The organism is Mycobacterium sp. (assembly GCF_049802695.1).
Lineage (GTDB): Bacteria > Actinomycetota > Actinomycetes > Mycobacteriales > Mycobacteriaceae > Mycobacterium.
In genome coordinates this window covers 1-2,811 of record NZ_JBARMY010000027.1, presented here as the reverse complement: position 1 = coordinate 2,811, position 2,811 = coordinate 1, and the positions used below count along the sequence as shown (strand labels likewise).

General features: G+C 65.4%; 3 protein-coding genes and 1 pseudogene. 3 read left to right on the top strand and 1 reads right to left on the bottom strand.

The genetic code is table 11. From position 1 onward, the window contains the following. Positions 1-725: pseudogene (locus WA317_RS01040) on the bottom strand (hypothetical protein); the annotation flags it as partial. Between the two features lie 140 nt (positions 726-865). On the opposite strand from WA317_RS01040, the gene WA317_RS01035 reads away from it, so the two are divergent. From WA317_RS01035 to WA317_RS01025, 3 genes are all read left to right on the top strand, one after another. Next, the gene (locus WA317_RS01035; protein ID WP_425171262.1) at positions 866-1,426 is read left to right on the top strand and encodes a hypothetical protein; all 561 of its coding nucleotides are present in this window, start codon (positions 866-868) and stop codon (positions 1,424-1,426) included. Then, positions 1,423-1,731 (top strand): PE family protein, encoded by a 309-nt coding sequence (locus WA317_RS01030; RefSeq protein WP_425171261.1) that lies wholly within the window; start codon positions 1,423-1,425, stop codon positions 1,729-1,731. Before WA317_RS01035 ends, WA317_RS01030 begins: the two co-directional genes overlap by 4 nt. 2 nt (positions 1,732-1,733) lie before the next feature. Continuing rightward, positions 1,734-2,811: PPE family protein (locus WA317_RS01025; RefSeq protein ID WP_425171260.1), on the top strand; the 1,078-nt coding region annotated here is incomplete at its 3' end.

The following is a 2,811-nucleotide window of genomic DNA, read 5'->3' as shown; positions in this document are numbered from 1 at the left end:
CCGGTGCCGCCTGGACCGCCGGCGCCGCCGTCGACGCCGCCTCCGCCCCAGCCGCCGTTGCCGAAAATCCCAGCGTCACCGCCTGCAAAGCCGGCTCCGGCGTTAAGGCTGGCCACACCGCCAGCGCCGGTTCCGCCGTCGCCGAGCAGGAATCCGCCGTCACCGAGGTTGCCGAACTCCCCGGTGCTGCCGAGGAGCGAAGTGTTGGCGCCGGTGAAGTCGTCGACACCGTTGCCGATCAAATCGCGCCCGAACAGATCTACGAACGGCGCGTTGATCCCCTGCAGCAACGTCGCATCAGCTGGGTTGGTGATGAAAGCCTCGCCGGACGCGTACACCTGGGAGAGGATGTCGCTGAGCCCAGTCGGGTCTGAAGGCAGTACATCGGCCGGCAACGCCATTGCGCCGAGGGCGTCCGGCGCACCCAGAGTCAGGTTACTGAGTGCATCGGGTATAGCAGCGTTCGCAAATGCGCTGTCGAAAAGGCCTCCCAACGGGAGGTCTGGGACGGCAACGGAAGCGCTGGCCGCACTACCTAACGAGTCCACCAGCGGAGCGATGACGAGATCGAAGAGGTCGGCATGGGCGGCAGGCGCGTCGGCCAGCGGGGTCACACCAAGAGCCAGGAAAGCGCTGACTGCTGCGCCCGAACCGACGAGGTAACCCCGTCGGCGTCTGATGCTGACCGATTGACGACGCTTTCCGCTCCGATGTTGACGAGCCACTCTTGTCTCCCTTGCTAAACCGCCACGTTGGCCTTAAGTTTCGCTAAGCTTAACTACCGCATAAGCGGGTCTTAGGCAATACTTAGGCCCGCATTCGCGGAACATTCGCCGGATAAGCGGCCGTGACTGAAGGTGGGGTAGTGGACGCGGTTTCGTCGAAGCTGACGGTGCGTGAGGCGACTCGTTGTGTTGTCACACGCGACGTGCTTTTTCCGGGGCTTGCGATCGCTGCGATTGTCATCTCAGCGGACGTCCGGGTGCCGATGGGGTTGCCGGGGCATCGCGGACTGATCTGGCTGACGTTGCTGGTGACGACTGTGCTGATCACGCGTCGCAGAGAAACCGTAGTGGTGGTTGGCGCGGCCTCGATGTTGGCGACGCTAGGGCTGCACATCTCGCCCGATGCGTGGGGAAGTGGGCGTTACTTGGCCGCCGCAATCCTGCTGTATGCGGTGGCCGCTGCGCCGGTGGCAGTGCGGCGACGATGGGTGGTTGCGCTTGCTGCGGCGCCGATTCACCTCGTCGCGCTCGCCGGTGCGCTCGCGACCTGGCTCAGCCACGGCTACCTGCCGGTATTGGCCTCGGTCGGAATGGCCGAGAAGACGCTGTGCCACCTGCTGTTCGGACTGCTGGCCGGGCTACTCGGCTGGACTGTCGCGTCGATCGTAAATCGCTTTCATTGGAGGGAGTGTTTGTCATGATGCTGCGAGTCGATCCCGAGGGCTTAGCCGCGACGAGTGCTGCGGTTGAAGCGATCACCGCGCGGCTGGCGGCGGCGCATGCCGCGGCGGCCTCGACGATCTCGGCGGTGGTTCCGCCCGCAGCCGACCCGGTATCTGAGCAGGCTGCTGCCCAGTTCAGTGCTCGCGGCAGCGAACATACGGCTGCGGCTTCCCGCGGTGTTGAGGTGTTGGGCCGGGCTGGCGTCGGAGTGGCACGAGCCGGCGCGGATTACGCCGCGGGTGATGCGGCGGCAGCTTCGACATATCTGGCTGGGCGCGGCTGACGATGACCGCGCCGGTCTGGATGGCGTCCCCGCCGGAAGTGCATTCGGCGTTGCTGAGCAGCGGGCCAGGGCCTGGTCCGCTGCTGGTCGCCGCCGAAACGTGGACATCGTTGAGCACCGAATATGAGGCGGCGGCATCCGAGTTGACTGCGGCGCTGGCCAGCGCGCAGGAGGCGTGGGAGGGGCCGACGGCAAATCGGTATGTGGCCGCGCATGTGCCGTATCTGGCGTGGCTGGGGTTAGCCAGTGCGGTTAGTGCCGAGACGGCCGCCCAGCACGAGACGGTGGCAGCCGGCTACACCGCGGCGTTGGCGACAATGCCCACCGTCGCCGAGCTAGCCACAAACCACGTCGTCCATGCGGTGCTGGTGGGAACTAATTTCTTTGGAGTCAACACGATTCCTATCGCGCTCAACGAAGCCGACTACGCGCGCATGTGGACTCAAGCCGCCGTCACAATGAGCACCTATCAGGCGACTGCCCAAGTGGCCAGCGCTGGCAGCGGGGCCGGAAGCGGCACAGGCGGCGGCATGGGGGGCGGTGGCGGAGGCGGGACAGGGTCGTTTCAGTTGCCGACGCCGGCCGAGATATACCAGATGCTTTTCGGACCTGATGGCGAGCAGATCCCTGGTCAAGGGCAGTCCAACTGGGACGCCACGCAGTACCTACAGAACTTGCCAAACTTTCTCAGTGGCAACCAGAATGCCGTGACCTGGTTGCAACAGAACTTTCAAGGCTTGATGGACCCGTCGCAGTTCCCGCAGCTGATGTCTTACTTCATCTCGTGGCAGACTTTCCGGGCCGTCAACTGGACGCTACGAACTCTGCGGTTCCTAATCCAGGAGCTGCCGCTGCTGCTGCCGGTCGGTCTCAACCTGGTGATCGCCAACCTAAGTGTGGTGTCCGGTCTACCCGCGCCGGCCGGGCTGGCGGGCCTGAGCGGTCTGGCCGGCTTAGCTCAGTCTGCCGCAGTTCCGGCCGCAGCTGCGCCCATCGCCCCGGCTATACCCGCCGCAGTGCCCGCACTTGCTGTCGGCAGCACCCCCGCGGTGAGCCAAGCGCCAGTCCCGACCTCAGCCC